The following is a 16,495-nucleotide window of genomic DNA, read 5'->3' as shown; positions in this document are numbered from 1 at the left end:
GCGGCAAATTCGGTATAAGACCGGCCGTTGACGAGGCCCGAAACTTAGGGTGTAAGCCTGTGAAGCAGACTAGCGTCCACAGGAACCGGTGTCTGCTAGGCCACCGCTCTAAACAGCATGTAGACGGCGATCACCACGCAGACGCTGGCAAAGCCCATCTGCAACCCTCGGGCCGGCACCCGCGCGCAGAGCTTCCGACCGAAGATCATCCCGACGATGCTGGCGACAATGAATGACCCGCCCAAACCATCGATCCGCACCCCGGCGTGAAACGCGCCGATCACGCCGATCACCGAAATCAGACTGATCACCATCAACGACGTGGCCACAATCCCACGCATCTGCACATCGGTCAGCTGCTTGAACGCCGGCACAATCAGAAAGCCGCCACCGACCCCAAGTAGCCCCGACACCACGCCGGTCACCGCGCCGAGTGCCGCCAGGGTGGCGGTGCATTTGGCGGTCCAGGAAAAGCGCCCGGTCTGCTGATCGAGCATGCAGTTCTTCTGGCCCCAGTTGGCGTGGCCGTGATCGCTCGGGCCGTCGTCGTGCTTTTCCCGGCGCAGCATCCGCCAGGCCACCATGACCATCAGCAGACTGAACAAAACCATCAGGCTCTTTTCCGGCAACTGATGGGCGAAGTAGATGCCCACCGGCGAAAATACCGCGCCGAGCAAAGCAATCAACAACGCCGCGCGATAGCGCACCAGGCCATGGCGCAAACCGTCGATCGCACCGATCGCCGCCGCACTGCCCACCGCAAACAGCGCCACCGGCGCTGCCTGAGTCATGGTCAAACCCAGCCCGAGTACGAGGGCCGGCACCGCAAGAATGCCGCCACCGGCACCGGTCAAGCCGAGCACCAGGCCCATGACCAGGCCAAAAAAACTTGCCAGCAACATAGAACACTCGTGATCCAAAAAAGCCGGGAACGCCCGGTATCGATTGAGTGACAGGATAGAGCCCACACAGTTTTTTTCATTACTTGAATTGATGCGGGACTGGTCAACCCAGGGAAAATGAAACTACCCTCAAGACTTATCCAAGAAGAAACGGCCACCATGCCTGCGTTGATTGAAGCCTTCCTCGACCCCGTCTCGTCGACCTACAGCTACGTAATCTACGAGCACGCTGGCGGGCACTGCGCGATTGTCGATCCGGTGCTGGATTACGACCCCGCCGCCGGGCGCACCGCGACTGTGCAGGCCGACAAGATCATCGCCTTCGTGCGCGAACACCAGCTTGACGTGCAATGGCTGCTGGAGACCCACGCCCATGCCGACCACCTGTCGGCCGCGCCGTATCTGCGTCGGGAACTGGGGGGCAAGATTGCGATTGGTCAGTCGATCAGCAAGGTTCAGGGGGTGTTCAAGACGCTGTTCAATCTTGAACCGGGATTCAGGGTCGATGGTTCGCAGTTCGATCACCTGTTCGCGCCGGACGAGTCATTTCGCATTGGCAACCTCAAGGCCACGGCCCTGCACGTTCCCGGTCATACCCCGGCGGACATGGCTTATTTGATCGACGGCGATGTGATTCTGGTGGGCGATACGTTGTTCATGCCGGACGTCGGCACTGCGCGCTGCGACTTTCCTGGTGGCAACGCCAACCAGATGTTTGCCTCGATCCGCAAACTGCTGGCCTTCCCCGCCAGCGTGCGGCTTTACGTGTGCCACGATTACCCACCGACGGGCCGCGCTCCACAATGCCAGAGCACGGTGGGTGAACAGCGCAAAAGCAACATTCATATTCACGATGGTATCGACAAAGCCACCTTCGTCGCCATGCGCACCCGACGCGATGCCGGGTTGGGCATGCCGACGTTGTTGTTACCGGCGATTCAAGTGAATGTGCGGGCGGGGAATCTGCCGCCGGCGGAAGACAATGGCGTGACGTACCTGAAGATCCCCCTGAATCAACTCTGACCCTCGATCGTTCCCACGCGCTGCGTGGGAATGCATCCCGTGACGCTCTGCGTCACATCCGGAAGCGGAACGCGGAGCGTCCCTGGCGGCATTCCCACGCGGAGCGTGGGAACGATCATTCAGTTGGCCAACGTCAACCCATTCGCCGGCAACGGCAACGCCGTCTTATACCGCACCTGCTTGAGCGCAAAGCTCGAACGAATGTTCGCCACCCCCGGCACCTTGGTCAGAAAGTCCATCATGAACCGCTCCAGCGACTGAATGGTCGGCACCAGCACGCGGATCAGATAGTCCGGGTCGCCGGCCATCAAATAGCACTCCATCACTTCCGGGCGATCCGAAATCGCCTCTTCGAAATGCTGCAACGCCTCCTCCACCTGTTTCTCCAGGCTGACGTGAATGAACACATTCACATGCAGCCCCAGCAGGTCGGCATCCAGCAGGGTCACTTGCTCACGAATCAGCCCTAATTCTTCCATCGCCTTGACCCGATTGAAGCACGGCGTCGGCGACAGGTTCACCGAGCGCGCGAGGTCGGCGTTGGTGATGCGCGCGTTCTCCTGAAGGCTGTTGAGAATGCCGATGTCGGTACGGTCCAGTTTGCGCATGAGACAAAACCACCTGTTTTTTATGTTTATGCAGATTTTTTATCCTCAAATGATCTCCAGCGCAACGAAACACAGAGAAATATTCTTCTTGGCCCGGCCTATGATTGTTGTAGGACAAGATTTCTTTTACCGAAGAATGACTGCCAGCTCACTACAAGAAATTCACAAGATCGAGCGTAGAAGCCATGAACCAAGCGTACGAACCGCTGCGCCTGCACGTTCCCGAACCATCGGGCCGCCCCGGCTGCAAAACCGACTTCTCCTACCTGCATCTGACCGATGCAGGCCTGGTGCGCAAACCCCCAATCGACGTTGAACCGGCCGACACCGCCGACCTGGCCAAGGGCCTGATTCGCGTGCTCGACGACCAGGGCAATGCCCTCGGCCCGTGGGCTGAGGGCGTACCCGTCGAGATCCTGCGTAAAGGCATGCGCGCCATGCTCAAGACGCGGATTTTCGACAACCGCATGGTGGTCGCCCAGCGTCAGAAAAAAATGTCGTTCTACATGCAGAGCCTTGGCGAAGAAGCCATCGGCAGCGCTCAGGCCCTGGCCTTGAATATCGACGACATGTGCTTCCCCACCTACCGTCAACAAAGCATCCTGATGGCCCGCGAAGTACCGCTGGTGGACCTGATCTGCCAACTGCTGTCCAACGAGCGCGATCCGCTCAAGGGCCGTCAGCTGCCGATCATGTACTCGGTCAAGGATGCCGGCTTCTTCACCATTTCCGGCAACCTCGCCACCCAATTCGTTCAGGGCGTGGGCTGGGGCATGGCCTCGGCGATCAAGGGCGACACCAAAATCGCCTCGGCGTGGATCGGCGACGGTGCCACCGCTGAGTCGGACTTCCACACCGCCCTCACCTTCGCCCATGTATACCGTGCGCCGGTGATCCTCAACGTGGTCAACAACCAGTGGGCAATCTCGACCTTCCAGGCGATTGCCGGCGGTGAAGCCACGACCTTCGCCGGACGCGGCGTCGGTTGCGGCATCGCTTCCCTGCGGGTCGATGGCAACGATTTCATTGCGGTTTACGCCGCCTCTGCCTGGGCTGCCGAACGTGCGCGCCGCAACCTCGGCCCGACCATGATCGAATGGGTCACCTACCGCGCCGGCCCGCACTCGACGTCCGATGATCCGTCCAAATACCGTCCCGCCGACGACTGGAGCCACTTCCCGTTGGGCGACCCGATTGCCCGCCTCAAGCAGCACCTGATCAAAGTCGGTCAGTGGTCCGAAGAGCAACACGCCGCCGTCAGTGCCGAACTGGAAGCCGAAGTGATTGCCGCGCAGAAAGAAGCCGAGCAGTACGGCACCCTCGCCGGCGGTCAGATTCCGAGCGCCGCGACCATGTTCGAAGACGTCTACAAAGAGATGCCGGAGCACTTGAAGCGCCAGCGTCAAGAGTTGGGGATCTGACATGAACGATCACAACAATAATATTCAGTTGGAAACCGCCATGACCACGACCACCATGACCATGATCCAGGCCCTGCGCTCGGCCATGGATGTGATGCTTGAGCGTGACGACAACGTCGTGGTGTTCGGCCAGGACGTGGGCTATTTCGGCGGCGTGTTCCGTTGCACCGAAGGCCTGCAGAACAAGTACGGCACCTCCCGCGTATTCGACGCGCCAATCTCCGAAAGCGGGATCGTCGGCGTCGCCGTGGGCATGGGCGCTTACGGTTTGCGGCCGGTGGCCGAGATTCAGTTCGCCGATTACGTCTACCCGGCGTCGGACCAGATCATTTCCGAAGCCGCCCGCCTGCGTTATCGCTCGGCCGGCGAATTCACCGCGCCGATGACCCTGCGCATGCCATGCGGCGGCGGCATCTACGGTGGCCAGACCCACAGCCAGAGCATCGAGGCGATGTTCACCCAGGTCTGCGGTTTGCGTACCGTCATGCCGTCCAACCCTTACGACGCCAAAGGCCTGCTGATCGCCTCCATCGAAAACGATGACCCGGTGATCTTCCTCGAGCCAAAACGCCTGTACAACGGCCCGTTCGATGGCCACCACGACCGTCCGGTAACCCCGTGGTCGAAACATCCGGCCGCACAAGTGCCGGACGGCTACTACACCGTGCCGCTGGACGTCGCCGCCATCGCGCGTCCGGGCAAGGACGTGACCATCCTGACCTACGGCACCACGGTTTATGTGTCACAAGTCGCCGCTGAAGAAACCGGTATCGATGCAGAAGTCATCGACCTGCGCAGCCTGTGGCCGCTGGACCTGGACACCATCGTCAAATCGGTGAAGAAAACCGGACGTTGCGTGGTTGTTCACGAAGCGACCCGTACCTGCGGCTTTGGCGCCGAACTGGTCGCTTTGGTGCAAGAGCATTGCTTCCACTACCTGGAAGCGCCGATCGAGCGCGTCACCGGTTGGGACACTCCCTACCCGCACGCGCAGGAGTGGGCGTATTTCCCTGGCCCGTCCCGTGTGGGCGCGGCTTTGCATCGGGTTATGGAGGTCTGAATGGGCACGCACGTTATCAAGATGCCGGACATTGGCGAAGGCATTGCAGAAGTTGAACTGTCGGTGTGGCACGTCAAGGTCGGCGACATGGTCGTCGAAGATCAGGTGCTGGCCGATGTCATGACCGACAAGGCGATGGTCGACATCCCTTCGCCGGTGCATGGCAAAGTCATTGCGCTGGGCGGCCAGCCGGGCGAAGTCATGGCGGTCGGCAGTGTGCTGATCAGCATTGAAGTCGAAGGCGCGGGCAACGTTAAAGAGTCGACTCAGCCTGTCGCAGCTAAAGAAGCTCCGGTAGCGGCGCCTAAAGTTGACGCCGTGGTTGAAAGCAAACCCGTCGCTGCCGCCGCGCCGCGCCCGGCCACTTGCCAAAGCCCGATGGTTGCCCGCGCGGCCGATGAGCGTCCGCTGGCCTCCCCGGCGGTGCGCAAGCATGCACTGGACCTCGGCATTCAATTGCGTCTGGTGCGTGGCACCGGCCCCGCCGGGCGGATTCTGCACGAAGACCTCGAAGCTTATCTGGCTCAGGGTCAGTCGAACGCATCGACCGCCACCGCCGCTTACGCCCAGCGCAACGACGAAGAGCAAATCCCGGTGATCGGCATGCGCCGCAAGATCGCTCAGCGCATGCAGGACGCCACCCAGCGGGCCGCCCACTTCAGCTACGTCGAAGAAATCGACGTCACTGCCGTAGAAGAACTGCGCGCACACCTGAACGAAAAACACGGTGCGACCCGCGGCAAGCTGACCTTGCTGCCGTTTCTGGTCCGCGCGCTGGTAGTGGCCCTGCGCGACTTCCCACAGATCAACGCCCGTTACGACGACGAAGCACAAGTCATCACCCGCCTCGGCGCGGTGCATGTGGGCGTCGCCACGCAAGCCGACATTGGTTTGATGGTGCCGGTTGTGCGTCATGCCGAAACCCGCAGCCTGTGGGACAGCGCTGCGGAAATCTCCCGTTTGGCAACCGCCGCGCGCACTGGCAAGGCCAGCCGCGATGAGCTGTCCGGTTCGACCATCACCCTGACCAGCCTCGGCGCCTTGGGCGGCATCGTCAGCACCCCAGTGCTGAACCTGCCGGAAGTGGCGATCGTCGGCGTGAACAAAATCGTCGAACGGCCGATGGTCGTCAAAGGCCAGATCGTGATCCGCAAGATGATGAACCTCTCCAGCTCCTTCGATCACCGCGTGGTCGATGGCATGGACGCGGCGCAATTCATCCAGGCCGTGCGCAGCCTGCTCGAACAACCCGCAACCTTGTTTGTGGACTGATTATTAATGGAGCAGACATGCAGAATTTGAACACCACGCTGCTGATCATCGGCGGCGGCCCTGGTGGCTATGTAACGGCGATCCGTGCCGGTCAACTGGGCATTTCAACCATTCTTGTGGAAGGCGAATCGTTGGGTGGCACCTGCCTGAACATCGGCTGCATTCCGTCGAAGGCATTGATTCACGTCGCCGAACAGTTCCATCAGACACAGCACCACAGCCAATACTCGGCGCTGGGCATCAGCGTGTCGGCGCCAACCCTGGACATCGGCAAGAGCGTCGAGTGGAAGGACGGCATTGTTGATCGCCTGACCACCGGCGTCTCGGCGCTATTAAAGAAGCACAAGGTCCAGGTCATTCAAGGCTGGGCCAAGGTGATCGACGGCAAAACCGTCGAAGTGGGCGATACGCGCATTCAGTGCGAGCACCTGGTGCTGGCCACCGGTTCAAAAAGCGTGAACCTGCCGATGCTGCCGATTGGCGGGCCGATCATCTCCTCCACCGAAGCCCTGGCGCCGAAAAGCGTGCCGAAACGACTGGTCGTGGTCGGTGGCGGTTACATCGGTCTGGAGCTGGGGATTGCTTATCGTAAGCTCGGCGCCGAGGTCAGCGTGGTCGAGGCGCAGGATCGTATTCTGCCGGCTTACGATGCCGAACTGACCCATCCGGTGCACGAAGCACTCAAGCAACTCGACGTGAAGCTTTACTTGAAGCACAGCGTTGAAGGCTTTGATTCACAAAAAAATACTCTGCAAGTTCGTGATCCGAGCGGTGACATCCTGAGTCTTGCAACCGATCAGGTGCTGGTGGCCGTCGGTCGCAAACCCAACACTCAGGGCTGGAATCTCGAGGCCTTGAACCTGGACATGGACGGTTCGGCGATCAAGATCGACAACCGCTGCCAGACCAGTATGCGCAACGTCTACGCCATCGGCGACCTGAGCGGCGAACCGATGCTCGCCCACCGGGCCATGGCTCAGGGTGAGATGGTTGCCGAACTGATCAGCGGCAAACACCGCGAATTCAACCCGACCGCCATCGCCGCCGTGTGCTTCACCGACCCGGAACTGGTGGTGGTCGGCAAGACCCCGGATGAGGCCAAGGCTGCGGGGCTGGACTGCATCGTGTCCAGCTTCCCGTTCGCCGCCAATGGCCGGGCGATGACGCTGGAGTCGAAAAGCGGCTTCGTGCGCGTTGTAGCGCGGCGAGACAATCATGTGATTGTTGGCTGGCAAGCGGTGGGTGTGGGTGTTTCGGAGCTGTCGACGGCGTTCGGTCAAAGCCTGGAAATGGGCGCCCGGCTGGAAGACATCGCCGGCACCATCCACGCACATCCGACGCTCGGCGAAGCGGTGCAGGAAGCGGCGTTGCGTGCTCTTGGTCACGCGCTGCATCTGTAACCTGGACCTGAGTGATCGTTCCCACGCTCTGCGTGGGAACGATCAGTGCGAGAGAGATCGCATTCCGGGCTGCGAAATGGGTCCGGAATGAAGTATTGTTGTCCCCATCCAGAAAAATGTCAGAAGCCTTGAACCGTTTCGACGGTTGTTAAGTGATAGAGGGTGTCATGGGTAACGAAAGCATCAATTGGGACAAGCTGGGTTTTGACTACATCAAGACAGACAAGCGCTATCTGTCGCACTGGCGTAATGGCGAGTGGGACAAAGGCACCCTGACTGAAGACAACGTGCTGCACATCAGCGAAGGCTCCACTGCCCTTCACTATGGCCAGCAGTGCTTCGAAGGCCTGAAGGCCTACCGCTGCAAGGACGGTTCGATCAACCTGTTCCGCCCGGACCAGAACGCCGCGCGCATGCAACGCAGCTGCGCGCGCCTGCTGATGCCGCAGGTGTCCACCGAGCAGTTCGTCGAAGCGTGCAAGGAAGTGGTGCGCGCCAACGAGCGTTTCATCCCGCCTTACGGCACCGGCGGCGCGCTGTACCTGCGCCCGTTCGTGATCGGCGTGGGTGACAACATCGGCGTGCGTACCGCACCCGAGTTCATCTTCTCGATCTTCGCCATCCCGGTCGGCGCCTACTTCAAGGGCGGCCTGACCCCGCACAACTTCCTGATCTCCAGCTACGACCGCGCCGCCCCACAAGGCACCGGCGCGGCCAAGGTCGGTGGCAACTACGCCGCCAGCCTGATGCCGGGCTCCCAGGCCAAGAAGGCGCATTTCGCCGACTGCATCTACCTGGACCCGCTGACCCACACCAAAATCGAAGAAGTCGGCTCGGCCAACTTCTTCGGGATCACCCACGACAACAAGTTCGTCACCCCGAATTCCCCTTCGGTGTTGCCGGGCATCACCCGTCTGTCGTTGATCGAGCTGGCCAAAACCCGTCTGGGCCTGGAAGTGGTTGAAGGTGACGTGTTCATCGACAAGCTGTCCGACTTCAAGGAAGCCGGCGCTTGCGGTACCGCTGCGGTGATCACCCCGATCGGCGGCATCAGCTACAACGACAAACTGCACGTTTTCCACAGCGAAACCGAAGTCGGCCCAGTCACCCAGAAGCTCTACAAAGAGCTGACCGGTGTACAGACCGGCGACGTCGAAGCGCCAGCGGGCTGGATCGTCAAGGTTTGATTTGACGCGACTGTCCGTGTGAACACAAAAGCCCGGCCTTCACGTTGAAGGTCGGGCTTTTTTTCGTCCGCGTTTCGCACAAAACGTCACTAGACTTGCCACGTGCAACAGCCATCAACAGGTGCCACCACAACCATGGGCAAACTCTGGCGGAAGTATCTGGCCTTGCTGGACACCGACTTCACCACGCAAGTGTTCGACAACATCAAGAACCTGCTGGTGTGCGCCCTGCTGTTCGCGGCGGGCACCAACGCGTTGCAAAGCGGCCATCAGCTGTTTATGGGATTGCTCGCCTCAAGCCTCGCCGGCTGGGGGTTGATTGCAACGTCGGCACTGCTGATGCTGCTCAACATCAGCGACGGCCTGCGCCGGCTGTCCAGGTTGCCGTATCACACGGCGTTCCAGATCATCCTGTGTCTGGTTTACCTGGTGCTGGCGGTGCGGGTGGTGGAGATCGTCTGGGATTTCAGGGCGTAGCAGTCACGGCACGAGGTGTTTGCCAACGCAGCTCGTCCTGAGCAATATGGGCAAACAACCACTCCACGAACACCTGTGTCTGCGCCGTCACGTCCGGCGCAACACCGTAGTAATAACGCGGCAACGGCATACGCAACTCGGGCAACGGGCAGATCAGGCGTCCGCTCGAAATGTGGGTGCCCAGCAAAGAGGTCGGGCACAGTGCGATGCCCTGTCCATCCACGGCGGCCTGAAGCGCCAGGTGCATGTGATCAAACTGCCGGGTTTTCTGAGCGGCTGGCTGGCTTTGACCAAAGTGCATGGCCCAATTGTGCCAGTCTTCGCGACGCGCCTTGACAGTCAGTAACGTGTGCCGGCTCAGAGATGTGAGGTCTTCAAGTGGCAGGCGCTCGATCAGCGATGGCGCCGCGACCAGCACTAGTTCGTCTTCGAAGAGCGCTCGCGCCTCAATCGCCGGTTCCCAGTCGTCACGACCACGGCGAATGACGATATCGAACCCGTCGCGTGCCTGATCGGGTGCCTGGGTTTGGGTGATCACCTGCGGCTTGATGTCTGGGTGCTGCGCAACGAAATCCGCCAGCCTGGGCGTCAGCCAAAGCATGGCAAAGGATGGACGGACATTGATCTTCACGGTAGGCAGCGAGGCATGTTGCTTGAGCGCAGCGGCGGCGTTGGCGATCTGCGACAACCCGGCGCTGACCTGCTCATAAAAACGCTGGCCGGCCGGCGTCAGCACCGATTGACGGATACGCCGCTCGAATAGCAGCACACCCAGGTACTCCTCGAGCAATTTGATGTGCCGGCTGACAGCACTGTGGCTGACATGCAGCTCTTCGGCCGCCAGGCTGAAGCTCTGATGACGAGCAGCAACGGCGAAGGCGCGAACAGCATTAAGCGGCGGTAGTTGATTTATCATGCGTCTAATTTAGTCACCTATGCGCTTTAATTAAAGCGTTTGTCACGCCACCGTCGTCCCGCCAATCTGCCAGCACGCAGCCAACGGCACCTGACGGAGCAAGACATGAATAGCTACGGACTCTTTATACTTTTCGCCACCCTGACCATTTTGAGCCCGGGGCCTGGCGTGGTCCTGACCCTGTCCAACGCGGTGCGCCACGGTTGGACGGGAGCGGTGCCGGGGATTCTGGGGATTGCGTCGGGGGCGTTTGTCGTCGCCGCCGTCAGCGCCACCAGTGTCGGCCTGATACTCAGCACCTCCGCGAACGCCTTTACCGCATTGAAATACGCAGGAGCCGCCTATTTGTTGTACCTGGGCTACAAAAGCTGGCGCTCGGATCGCTTCAGCGCGCTGCTTGAAACGCGGCCCTCAAGCCCCGGCTATCGCTTCCTTGAAGCGGCTTCGTTACAGTTTCTGAACCCCAAGGCGGTGTTTTTCTTTCTCGCGGTGTTCCCGCAATTCATCGACACTTCGGCGCATTTCTACACCCAGTTCTTCAAACTGGTCGCCTCTTACGCCATTCTGGTGATCCTGGTGCATGGCAGCTATGCCTTGCTCGCCAATGCCGCCAAAGGCTGGTTGTCGAGCCCCAAGGGTTCCTGGCTGGCCGCGAAAGTTTCGGGCGTGACCTTCGCAGGCTTTGGCGTGCTCATGGCCTCGGCCAGTCGCTAAGCCACGGGCCTTGCTATCGCGCGGCGCCTGTTCTCGGTGGGCACGGGTTCTGCGGTCGTCACCTGATCCGGCAACTCAACGGCGAACCGGCCACTGAGTTCCTTGCGCCCCACCGCAGTTAACGCCAGTGCCCGACTGTCCAGGTCCTGCGTCACCCATTTGCGCTTGATCGCCGTTTGCAGCAACGCCGCGCCCAAGGCACCGCCCAGGTGCGGTCGGCGCATGCTCCAGTCCAGGCACGGGCAGGCGAAGCGGCGGCGCAAAGTGCCGAGGTCTTTGACGTCGATGCCCAACCCGTCAAACAACGCTTCACCGCTGTCGCTCAGTCGATAAACCTGCTCATCGGTTTGCAGTAACCACCCCGCGTCGATCATCCGGTCATGCAGCACCACTGCCAACGTACCGGCCATGTGGTCGTAGCAGGTGCGGGCGAATTGCAGACGGTCCGGGGTGCGCGGGTTGAATGTTGGCGCGGCGTTCTGGCCGATCACCATCAGTGCTTCGAGTGCCTGGGCCACACGTTTGTCCGCGAGGCTGTAATAGCGGTGACGACCCTGAACGTGCAAACGCACCAACGCCAACTCCTTGAGTTTTGCCAAGTGCGCGCTGGCAGTCGAGGCGCTGACTTCGGCAACCGCCGCCAGCTCGGTGCTGGTGCGGGCGTGACCGTCCATCAGCGAGCAGAGGATTTTCGTCCGCGCAGGCTCGGCAATCGCTGCGGCCACTTGAGAGACGCCGATGTCGTGTTGTTCTGCGTTCATATTTCGCTCCCGGACGAATCAAGGCCCTCTCGGACTGGAGATAGTAGCAACACTTTCCAACCACCGATAAGGCTGCGACCCATGGACCCGATCATCGCTGCGACTCATGCCGATCCCTACCCCTACTACGCACAATTGCGTACCGAGGGTGGATTGGTTTTTCATCAAGGACTGAAACTGTGGGTGGCCAGCAGCGCCCGAGCCGTTGCCGCCGTGCTGGCGCATCCGGACTGTCATGTGCGGCCGGCCCATGAGCCGGTGCCCCGATTGATTGCTCAAGGTATGGCCGGAAAAGTGTTCAGTCAGTTGATGCGGATGAATGAAGGCGAGCGGCAGCGTTGCCCGAGGGCGGCGATTGAGCCAGGGCTGGCGTTGATTGATGTGAACGAGGTTAACGCATTGGTCGGCGCTCGCTTGATCACCCCCGGCGCCGACGGGTTGTACGCAGCGATGTTTCGCGGGCCGGTCTGTGTGGTGGCGGCGTTGCTGGGGTTTTCTCCGGCTCAGGGCCGGGCCATCAGCGAGCTGACAGCGGACTTCGTCGCCTGCCTGTCGCCCCTCAGCGATCAGGCGCAACTGGAAGCCGCCCATGTCGCGGCGGAACAGCTGAAGGGTTATGTCATCGAGCTTCTGGGCGACCCGAGCAACCGAAGCGCCCTGCTCGCCGGTATCCGGCAGCGCTTCGCGACGACATCGACCGACCCTGAAACCTTGATCGCCAACCTGATCGGTTTGTTCTCCCAGACCTATGAAGCCACCGCCGGGCTGATCGGTAATGCATTATTGGCGTTTAGACGAAACCCACCGTTCGATTCGACTCACGTTGACGACCTGATCGCCGAAGTGCAGCGCTTCGAACCGTCGGTGCAAAACACCCGCCGCTTCGTCGCCGCACCGTGCGAAATCGACGGCATAGGCCTGAACCCCGGCGACGTTATTCTGGTGCTGCTGGCCTCGGCCAATCGCGATCCGCAGCTTAATGACGATCCCGATGCGTTTCTGCTCGACCGTCCGAACCGTCGCAGCTTCACTTTCGGCACGGGCCGTCATCAATGTCCGGGGCAGGTGTTGGCCTTGAGCATTGCCCGCGCGACGCTGGTTGAGATCCTGGCGATGAAACCTGATTTGGGCCGGTTGACCTGGCACTACCGCACTTCCCTGAATGGGCGCATTCCTTTGTTCACTGATCTGCCGAACGCCTGACAGACCGCGTCATGGTTCTTCGCGAGCAAGCCCGCTTGTATGTTTAGACTTGAGGGGTGGGCTTGCCCACGATGACGGCCTGACAATCAACGCATCATTTCTGGCCTGCGCAACAGGCCACATCGCCTTGTATCGCGGTAACAGCGGATCAGGCCTTCCAGCAAAAACAGTTGTTGCCATGAGCCCCCTCGCCACAAAACCAAAAAAAACGCCATATCTGTAAGAAGAGATGACGGTTTTTTCCGTCTGAGCTAAGTGCATAGCGACAAGCAGCATTTGTAACAACGACCAGAGTTTCAGACCAGTCCTACATCTATCCAATGCCCTTTGATATAGCGTCCGCATCGCTTTCAAAGATGGAACAAGGACGCTCATGGCTCGCAAAACAGACATACCTCGGGTTCAAAACCCACCGTCAGGCGACGGGCACCACATCACCAGCCGCTACATGACCGCCACTGAACTGGCAGAGCGCGAAGCCAGACAAAAATCCCATGACGACATGTTGGCCCGGCAGCAGGCATATGAAGACCGTTTTGTCAGGCAGCCTCAACAGCTAGGTCAATCCAGCGTCAAGGGTTGCGTGTTCGCCAAAAGCTGCAACCTCCCCGACGGCGTAATCAACCACGACAGCCCAGCCGGGTTCGTGCCTGTCGAGAAACTGACCGACTACGGAAAATTCTCCCTGCTGGGTGGCCGCGAAAGGGATGCGGCGGGAAACATCCCACTCAAAAAAATCAGTGGCAGCGCGTTACCTGCTGCACTGGGAACGCTATTTCTGGGCGGAGTTGGTACTGCTGGTACCGGGACGGGTGCTGCTGGCGCAGGCATAGTGACGGCTGGTGTTGCAGCTGGTGCCTTGGCCGGAATGGTTGCATTGCTGTGGCCGTCGAGCTTGAGCGACAGCTCCCTGTACACAGAAGAACAGCTCAAATCGCTCAAGGTAGGCCGAACACGGGTTCGACTGCATGTCGAGCAACAAGCTGATGGCACCTTGAAGGGTTATGGCTACAACACCCAGAAGCGCCGCGACTGGGAAATGATTCCTGTCGTCCGGTTCAAGAGTCAGGGTTCTCGCCAAGTGGCTGACTTTGGCGATGGAATAACGCTGATATGGACGCCATCTGTTAACCCCTCCAGCACCTCAGGGATTCCCCCGCTAGAGGCGGCACCACAAGCGCCTCAGATCTGGATTTATCCGCCTACCGAGCAGGCCGATAACATCATCGTCAACCCGATCTACCCGCCTGAGTACAAGGACTTCATTCTTGTTTTCCCGGCTGATTCCGGTGTGCAGCCGCTGTATGTTGTGGTTTCAAGATCTGCTGGCGGCGGTGATATAAAGTACCATCGGCCGCCGTTGGCATTGCCTGCATTTCCAGATGCCCTTCCTGTTAAATCAAAAAGCAGTGTTCAGGGCGGGGGGAGTAAGCGCAGCCGGTGGAAAGACAGAAAGGGGCGAATATATGAATGGGACAGTAAGACAGGCGCAATAGAGAAGTATGACAGTCAAGGTAAGCATCTTGGCGAGTTCAACCACGAAACAGGTGAACGGATAGACCCCGCAAAACCCGGCAGAACCACCCCAAAATAAATTAAGAGGCTACTTATGTTTTTATGGATTAGTGGGTTTTTAAAAGGTGATGACGAAGATGACTCCTTAAAATACGACTTTACAGTTCGACCTGAGTTTGAAGTCGCGGTAATGGGGGTTCTTGGGTGGAAAAGTCTTGAAGAAAGCGCGGATGGAGAATGGTTACTAACCGGCGAGCAAATCCAACAAATCGCTATAGCTCTCAATGAGCAGTTACCGACCGAACTGGATCTCTTCATAGGGGTGCGAGAGTAGGTACAACTGAGATGGAAGTTAAAAAGTGAGCCTTCTCTACCAAGATCCAACAATGAGCCATGAGGAAGCGACGAGGCTTCTAGCTAGCGACGTAGAAACCAACGTTGTCGCCGCATTGATTTCTATCGGCCTGAATGAGCAAGACAAGGCCTGGGCTCAGAGCACCTGCCTGAAGTACCTCGAGAGTGAGCCCGAATCGGTTGCAGCATCTGCCATCACCGCGCTCGGCCACATAGCCCGCAGACATGCTGACCTGGACATGGGTGCCGTAATCCCGGCCCTTGAGAAGGTGAAGGAAAAATTCCCCTCCCTGGAAGGAACTGTGACGGACACCCTTGATGATATTGAGACATTCACCTGACTTGCCCATCAGCAAAGGGAACTGACCGTGAACCGGGCGCTGGACAACACCGATCCGCAGTAATAGCCGATCAGGTCTTCAGCGTAAAAAACCCGCTGCCTCCTCACAGAGACAGCGGGTTTTGTCGTCTCAGCTCACACAACCATCAATCATCCCGCGTCAACACTTCCAGCAATTCAATCTCGAAAATCAGATTCGAATTCGGCGTAATCGCCCCCATAGACCGCTCGCCATAGGCCAGATTCGCCGGCACCAGCAGCTTGCGTTTACCGCCGACCTGCATGCCCATGATTCCCTGGTCCCAGCCCTTGATCACCCGCCCCGTGCCAATCACGCACTGGAAAGGTTTACCCCGGTTGTAGGAAGAATCGAATTCGGTGCCGTCTTCCAGCCAACCGCGATATTGGGTGGTGATCAGCGCGCCTTTGACGGCGGCTTTGCCGTCGCCCACTTCAAGGTCGATTACCTGCAATTCATCATTCATTACATTCACTCTATCTGTGCGCTTGCCCGAGCGGGCTTGATGGGCGCCGTTTTCCCAGAAATGCGGGCTATTGGCAACCGTTTCGCTCTGTATCCGGCAGTGGTCGTGAACCAGGCTCTGTACGAAAACTGCCTGATCACCACTCGGCGACTTTTCGTACAGCCCCTAATTTACACAACAGGACTTATGTAACCCGACAATACGCCGATACCGTGCAGCGGCACGGAAGCACCACTTACTCCATAGAAGGCAGGATCCTGAACAATGTTTGAACTGTTTGAACACATCTGGCGCAGCGTCCATTCCCCGGGCTACTTCCCCAACGTACTGGAGTGGATGATCAATATTCTCCTCAACCCGTTCATGGTGATTATGAGCCTGATGGTCGGAGCGCTGGCCGGTAAATGGTGGAGAGCCATCCCCTACGGAAGCCTCATTTGTTATGTGGTGTTCCTGAGCCGGTCGTCATTCTATCGGTGGGAGAGCATTTTCCCCGTAGCCGGCCTGCCTGCACTGTTGATTGATGGCGCACTGCTGGCCCTCCTCGGCTTCTATTTGAAAGGCGTACTCAGAACCCGCTCAGAAGCAAAACCCGAAGGCCATTGGTTGCGCTGGCTTTATCAAAGCCTGAAGGTCGTCATGCTGACAGTCATGGTGATGTTCTGGGTACTCGTCGTGCTGTTTGTCGTGACCTTCACCGTCTCGGTCGCTACCCAACCGTCAGTGGCGCACTGACCCACCTCCTGCTTGCCAGGGTCTGTACGAAAAGTCGCCGAGTGGCGATCAGGCAAGGCAAAAACAGGCGAAGAAGCGGAGTTTACGGGTTGTAAATGAGCACTCCGAGCCTGTTTCTAACG

General features: G+C 59.2%; 18 protein-coding genes. 13 read left to right on the top strand and 5 right to left on the bottom strand.

Features of this window, described 5'->3' with window-relative positions:
- Window positions 1-95: 95 nt before the first annotated feature.
- Window positions 96-902 (bottom strand): sulfite exporter TauE/SafE family protein, encoded by an 807-nt coding sequence (locus AACY49_RS12865; protein WP_339524136.1) that lies wholly within the window; start codon window positions 900-902, stop codon window positions 96-98.
- Window positions 903-1,061: 159 nt separating this feature from the next.
- Here AACY49_RS12865 and AACY49_RS12860 point away from each other — a divergent pair, with 159 nt between their 5' ends.
- Window positions 1,062-1,925, top strand: coding sequence for an MBL fold metallo-hydrolase (locus tag AACY49_RS12860; protein ID WP_339524134.1), 864 nt, complete (start codon window positions 1,062-1,064; stop codon window positions 1,923-1,925).
- 119 nt (window positions 1,926-2,044) lie between these two features.
- Here AACY49_RS12860 and bkdR read toward each other — a convergent pair whose 3' ends face one another.
- Window positions 2,045-2,533 (bottom strand): Bkd operon transcriptional regulator BkdR, encoded by a 489-nt coding sequence (gene bkdR, locus AACY49_RS12855; protein WP_017339472.1) that lies wholly within the window; start codon window positions 2,531-2,533, stop codon window positions 2,045-2,047.
- A 185-nt stretch (window positions 2,534-2,718) separates the two neighbouring features.
- On the opposite strand from bkdR, the gene AACY49_RS12850 reads away from it, so the two are divergent.
- From AACY49_RS12850 to AACY49_RS12825, 6 genes are all read left to right on the top strand, one after another.
- Complete coding sequence (locus tag AACY49_RS12850; RefSeq protein ID WP_339524132.1) at window positions 2,719-3,954, top strand: 3-methyl-2-oxobutanoate dehydrogenase (2-methylpropanoyl-transferring) subunit alpha; 1,236 nt, start codon at window positions 2,719-2,721, stop codon at window positions 3,952-3,954.
- Window position 3,955: 1 nt separating this feature from the next.
- A complete protein-coding gene (locus AACY49_RS12845; RefSeq protein WP_258696128.1) occupies window positions 3,956-5,014 on the top strand; it encodes an alpha-ketoacid dehydrogenase subunit beta in 1,059 nt (352 codons plus the stop codon).
- Window positions 5,015-6,286 (top strand): dihydrolipoamide acetyltransferase family protein, encoded by a 1,272-nt coding sequence (locus AACY49_RS12840; protein ID WP_339524129.1) that lies wholly within the window; start codon window positions 5,015-5,017, stop codon window positions 6,284-6,286. It begins immediately after the preceding gene.
- Between the two features lie 17 nt (window positions 6,287-6,303).
- Complete coding sequence (gene lpdA, locus AACY49_RS12835) at window positions 6,304-7,686, top strand: dihydrolipoyl dehydrogenase (RefSeq protein WP_339524127.1); 1,383 nt, start codon at window positions 6,304-6,306, stop codon at window positions 7,684-7,686.
- A gap of 167 nt (window positions 7,687-7,853) precedes the next feature.
- Entirely contained in the window at window positions 7,854-8,873 is a 1,020-nt protein-coding gene (locus tag AACY49_RS12830) for a branched-chain amino acid aminotransferase (RefSeq protein WP_339524125.1), read from the top strand.
- A 135-nt stretch (window positions 8,874-9,008) separates the two neighbouring features.
- Window positions 9,009-9,350: a hypothetical protein gene (locus AACY49_RS12825; RefSeq protein WP_258696132.1), complete on the top strand. Its 342-nt coding sequence runs from the start codon at window positions 9,009-9,011 to the stop codon at window positions 9,348-9,350.
- On the opposite strand, the gene AACY49_RS12820 is transcribed toward AACY49_RS12825, so the two are convergent.
- On the bottom strand, window positions 9,340-10,266 hold the full coding sequence (locus tag AACY49_RS12820; RefSeq protein WP_339524123.1) for a LysR substrate-binding domain-containing protein: 927 nt from the start codon (window positions 10,264-10,266) through the stop codon (window positions 9,340-9,342). The two genes, AACY49_RS12825 and AACY49_RS12820, sit on opposite strands and share 11 nt — an antisense overlap.
- Window positions 10,267-10,371: 105 nt before the next feature.
- On the opposite strand from AACY49_RS12820, the gene AACY49_RS12815 reads away from it, so the two are divergent.
- Complete coding sequence (locus tag AACY49_RS12815) at window positions 10,372-10,980, top strand: LysE family translocator (protein ID WP_258696134.1); 609 nt, start codon at window positions 10,372-10,374, stop codon at window positions 10,978-10,980.
- Here AACY49_RS12815 and AACY49_RS12810 read toward each other — a convergent pair.
- Window positions 10,977-11,741 (bottom strand): ArsR/SmtB family transcription factor, encoded by a 765-nt coding sequence (locus tag AACY49_RS12810; protein ID WP_339524120.1) that lies wholly within the window; start codon window positions 11,739-11,741, stop codon window positions 10,977-10,979. The two genes, AACY49_RS12815 and AACY49_RS12810, sit on opposite strands and share 4 nt — an antisense overlap.
- An 81-nt stretch (window positions 11,742-11,822) precedes the next feature.
- On the opposite strand from AACY49_RS12810, the gene AACY49_RS12805 reads away from it, so the two are divergent.
- From AACY49_RS12805 to AACY49_RS12790, 4 genes are all read left to right on the top strand, one after another.
- On the top strand, window positions 11,823-12,944 hold the full coding sequence (locus tag AACY49_RS12805) for a cytochrome P450 (protein WP_339524118.1): 1,122 nt from the start codon (window positions 11,823-11,825) through the stop codon (window positions 12,942-12,944).
- Between the two features lie 373 nt (window positions 12,945-13,317).
- Entirely contained in the window at window positions 13,318-14,538 is a 1,221-nt protein-coding gene (locus AACY49_RS12800) for an S-type pyocin domain-containing protein (protein WP_339524116.1), read from the top strand.
- Between the two features lie 15 nt (window positions 14,539-14,553).
- A complete protein-coding gene (locus AACY49_RS12795; RefSeq protein WP_320390895.1) occupies window positions 14,554-14,793 on the top strand; it encodes a pyocin S6 family toxin immunity protein in 240 nt (79 codons plus the stop codon).
- Between the two features lie 25 nt (window positions 14,794-14,818).
- Complete coding sequence (locus tag AACY49_RS12790; RefSeq protein WP_320390896.1) at window positions 14,819-15,154, top strand: hypothetical protein; 336 nt, start codon at window positions 14,819-14,821, stop codon at window positions 15,152-15,154.
- 145 nt (window positions 15,155-15,299) lie between these two features.
- Here the strand turns inward: AACY49_RS12790 and AACY49_RS12785 are convergent, their stop codons facing one another.
- Window positions 15,300-15,638, bottom strand: coding sequence for an FKBP-type peptidyl-prolyl cis-trans isomerase (locus AACY49_RS12785; protein WP_339524112.1), 339 nt, complete (start codon window positions 15,636-15,638; stop codon window positions 15,300-15,302).
- A 273-nt stretch (window positions 15,639-15,911) separates the two neighbouring features.
- Between AACY49_RS12785 and AACY49_RS12780 the strand changes: the two genes are divergently transcribed.
- Window positions 15,912-16,373, top strand: coding sequence for a hypothetical protein (locus AACY49_RS12780; protein ID WP_258700740.1), 462 nt, complete (start codon window positions 15,912-15,914; stop codon window positions 16,371-16,373).
- Window positions 16,374-16,495: the final 122 nt, after the last annotated feature.

This window comes from Pseudomonas sp. EL_65y_Pfl2_R96 (assembly GCF_963970905.1).
Lineage (GTDB): Bacteria > Pseudomonadota > Gammaproteobacteria > Pseudomonadales > Pseudomonadaceae > Aquipseudomonas.
This window is presented reverse-complemented; position numbering and strand designations above follow the sequence as displayed.

Bases quoted from the DNA above. Each gene is read 5' to 3' on its own strand.
- AACY49_RS12865 (WP_339524136.1), bottom strand. From the start codon at position 902: ATGTTGCTGGCAAGTTTTTTTGGCCTGGTCATGGGCCTGGTGCTCGGC.
- AACY49_RS12860 (WP_339524134.1), top strand. From the start codon at position 1,062: ATGCCTGCGTTGATTGAAGCCTTCCTCGACCCCGTCTCGTCGACCTAC.
- bkdR (WP_017339472.1), bottom strand. From the start codon at position 2,533: ATGCGCAAACTGGACCGTACCGACATCGGCATTCTCAACAGCCTTCAG.
- AACY49_RS12850 (WP_339524132.1), top strand. From the start codon at position 2,719: ATGAACCAAGCGTACGAACCGCTGCGCCTGCACGTTCCCGAACCATCG.
- AACY49_RS12845 (WP_258696128.1), top strand. From the start codon at position 3,956: ATGAACGATCACAACAATAATATTCAGTTGGAAACCGCCATGACCACG.
- AACY49_RS12840 (WP_339524129.1), top strand. From the start codon at position 5,015: ATGGGCACGCACGTTATCAAGATGCCGGACATTGGCGAAGGCATTGCA.
- lpdA (WP_339524127.1), top strand. From the start codon at position 6,304: ATGCAGAATTTGAACACCACGCTGCTGATCATCGGCGGCGGCCCTGGT.
- AACY49_RS12830 (WP_339524125.1), top strand. From the start codon at position 7,854: ATGGGTAACGAAAGCATCAATTGGGACAAGCTGGGTTTTGACTACATC.
- AACY49_RS12825 (WP_258696132.1), top strand. From the start codon at position 9,009: ATGGGCAAACTCTGGCGGAAGTATCTGGCCTTGCTGGACACCGACTTC.
- AACY49_RS12820 (WP_339524123.1), bottom strand. From the start codon at position 10,266: ATGATAAATCAACTACCGCCGCTTAATGCTGTTCGCGCCTTCGCCGTT.
- AACY49_RS12815 (WP_258696134.1), top strand. From the start codon at position 10,372: ATGAATAGCTACGGACTCTTTATACTTTTCGCCACCCTGACCATTTTG.
- AACY49_RS12810 (WP_339524120.1), bottom strand. From the start codon at position 11,741: ATGAACGCAGAACAACACGACATCGGCGTCTCTCAAGTGGCCGCAGCG.
- AACY49_RS12805 (WP_339524118.1), top strand. From the start codon at position 11,823: ATGGACCCGATCATCGCTGCGACTCATGCCGATCCCTACCCCTACTAC.
- AACY49_RS12800 (WP_339524116.1), top strand. From the start codon at position 13,318: ATGGCTCGCAAAACAGACATACCTCGGGTTCAAAACCCACCGTCAGGC.
- AACY49_RS12795 (WP_320390895.1), top strand. From the start codon at position 14,554: ATGTTTTTATGGATTAGTGGGTTTTTAAAAGGTGATGACGAAGATGAC.
- AACY49_RS12785 (WP_339524112.1), bottom strand. From the start codon at position 15,638: ATGAATGATGAATTGCAGGTAATCGACCTTGAAGTGGGCGACGGCAAA.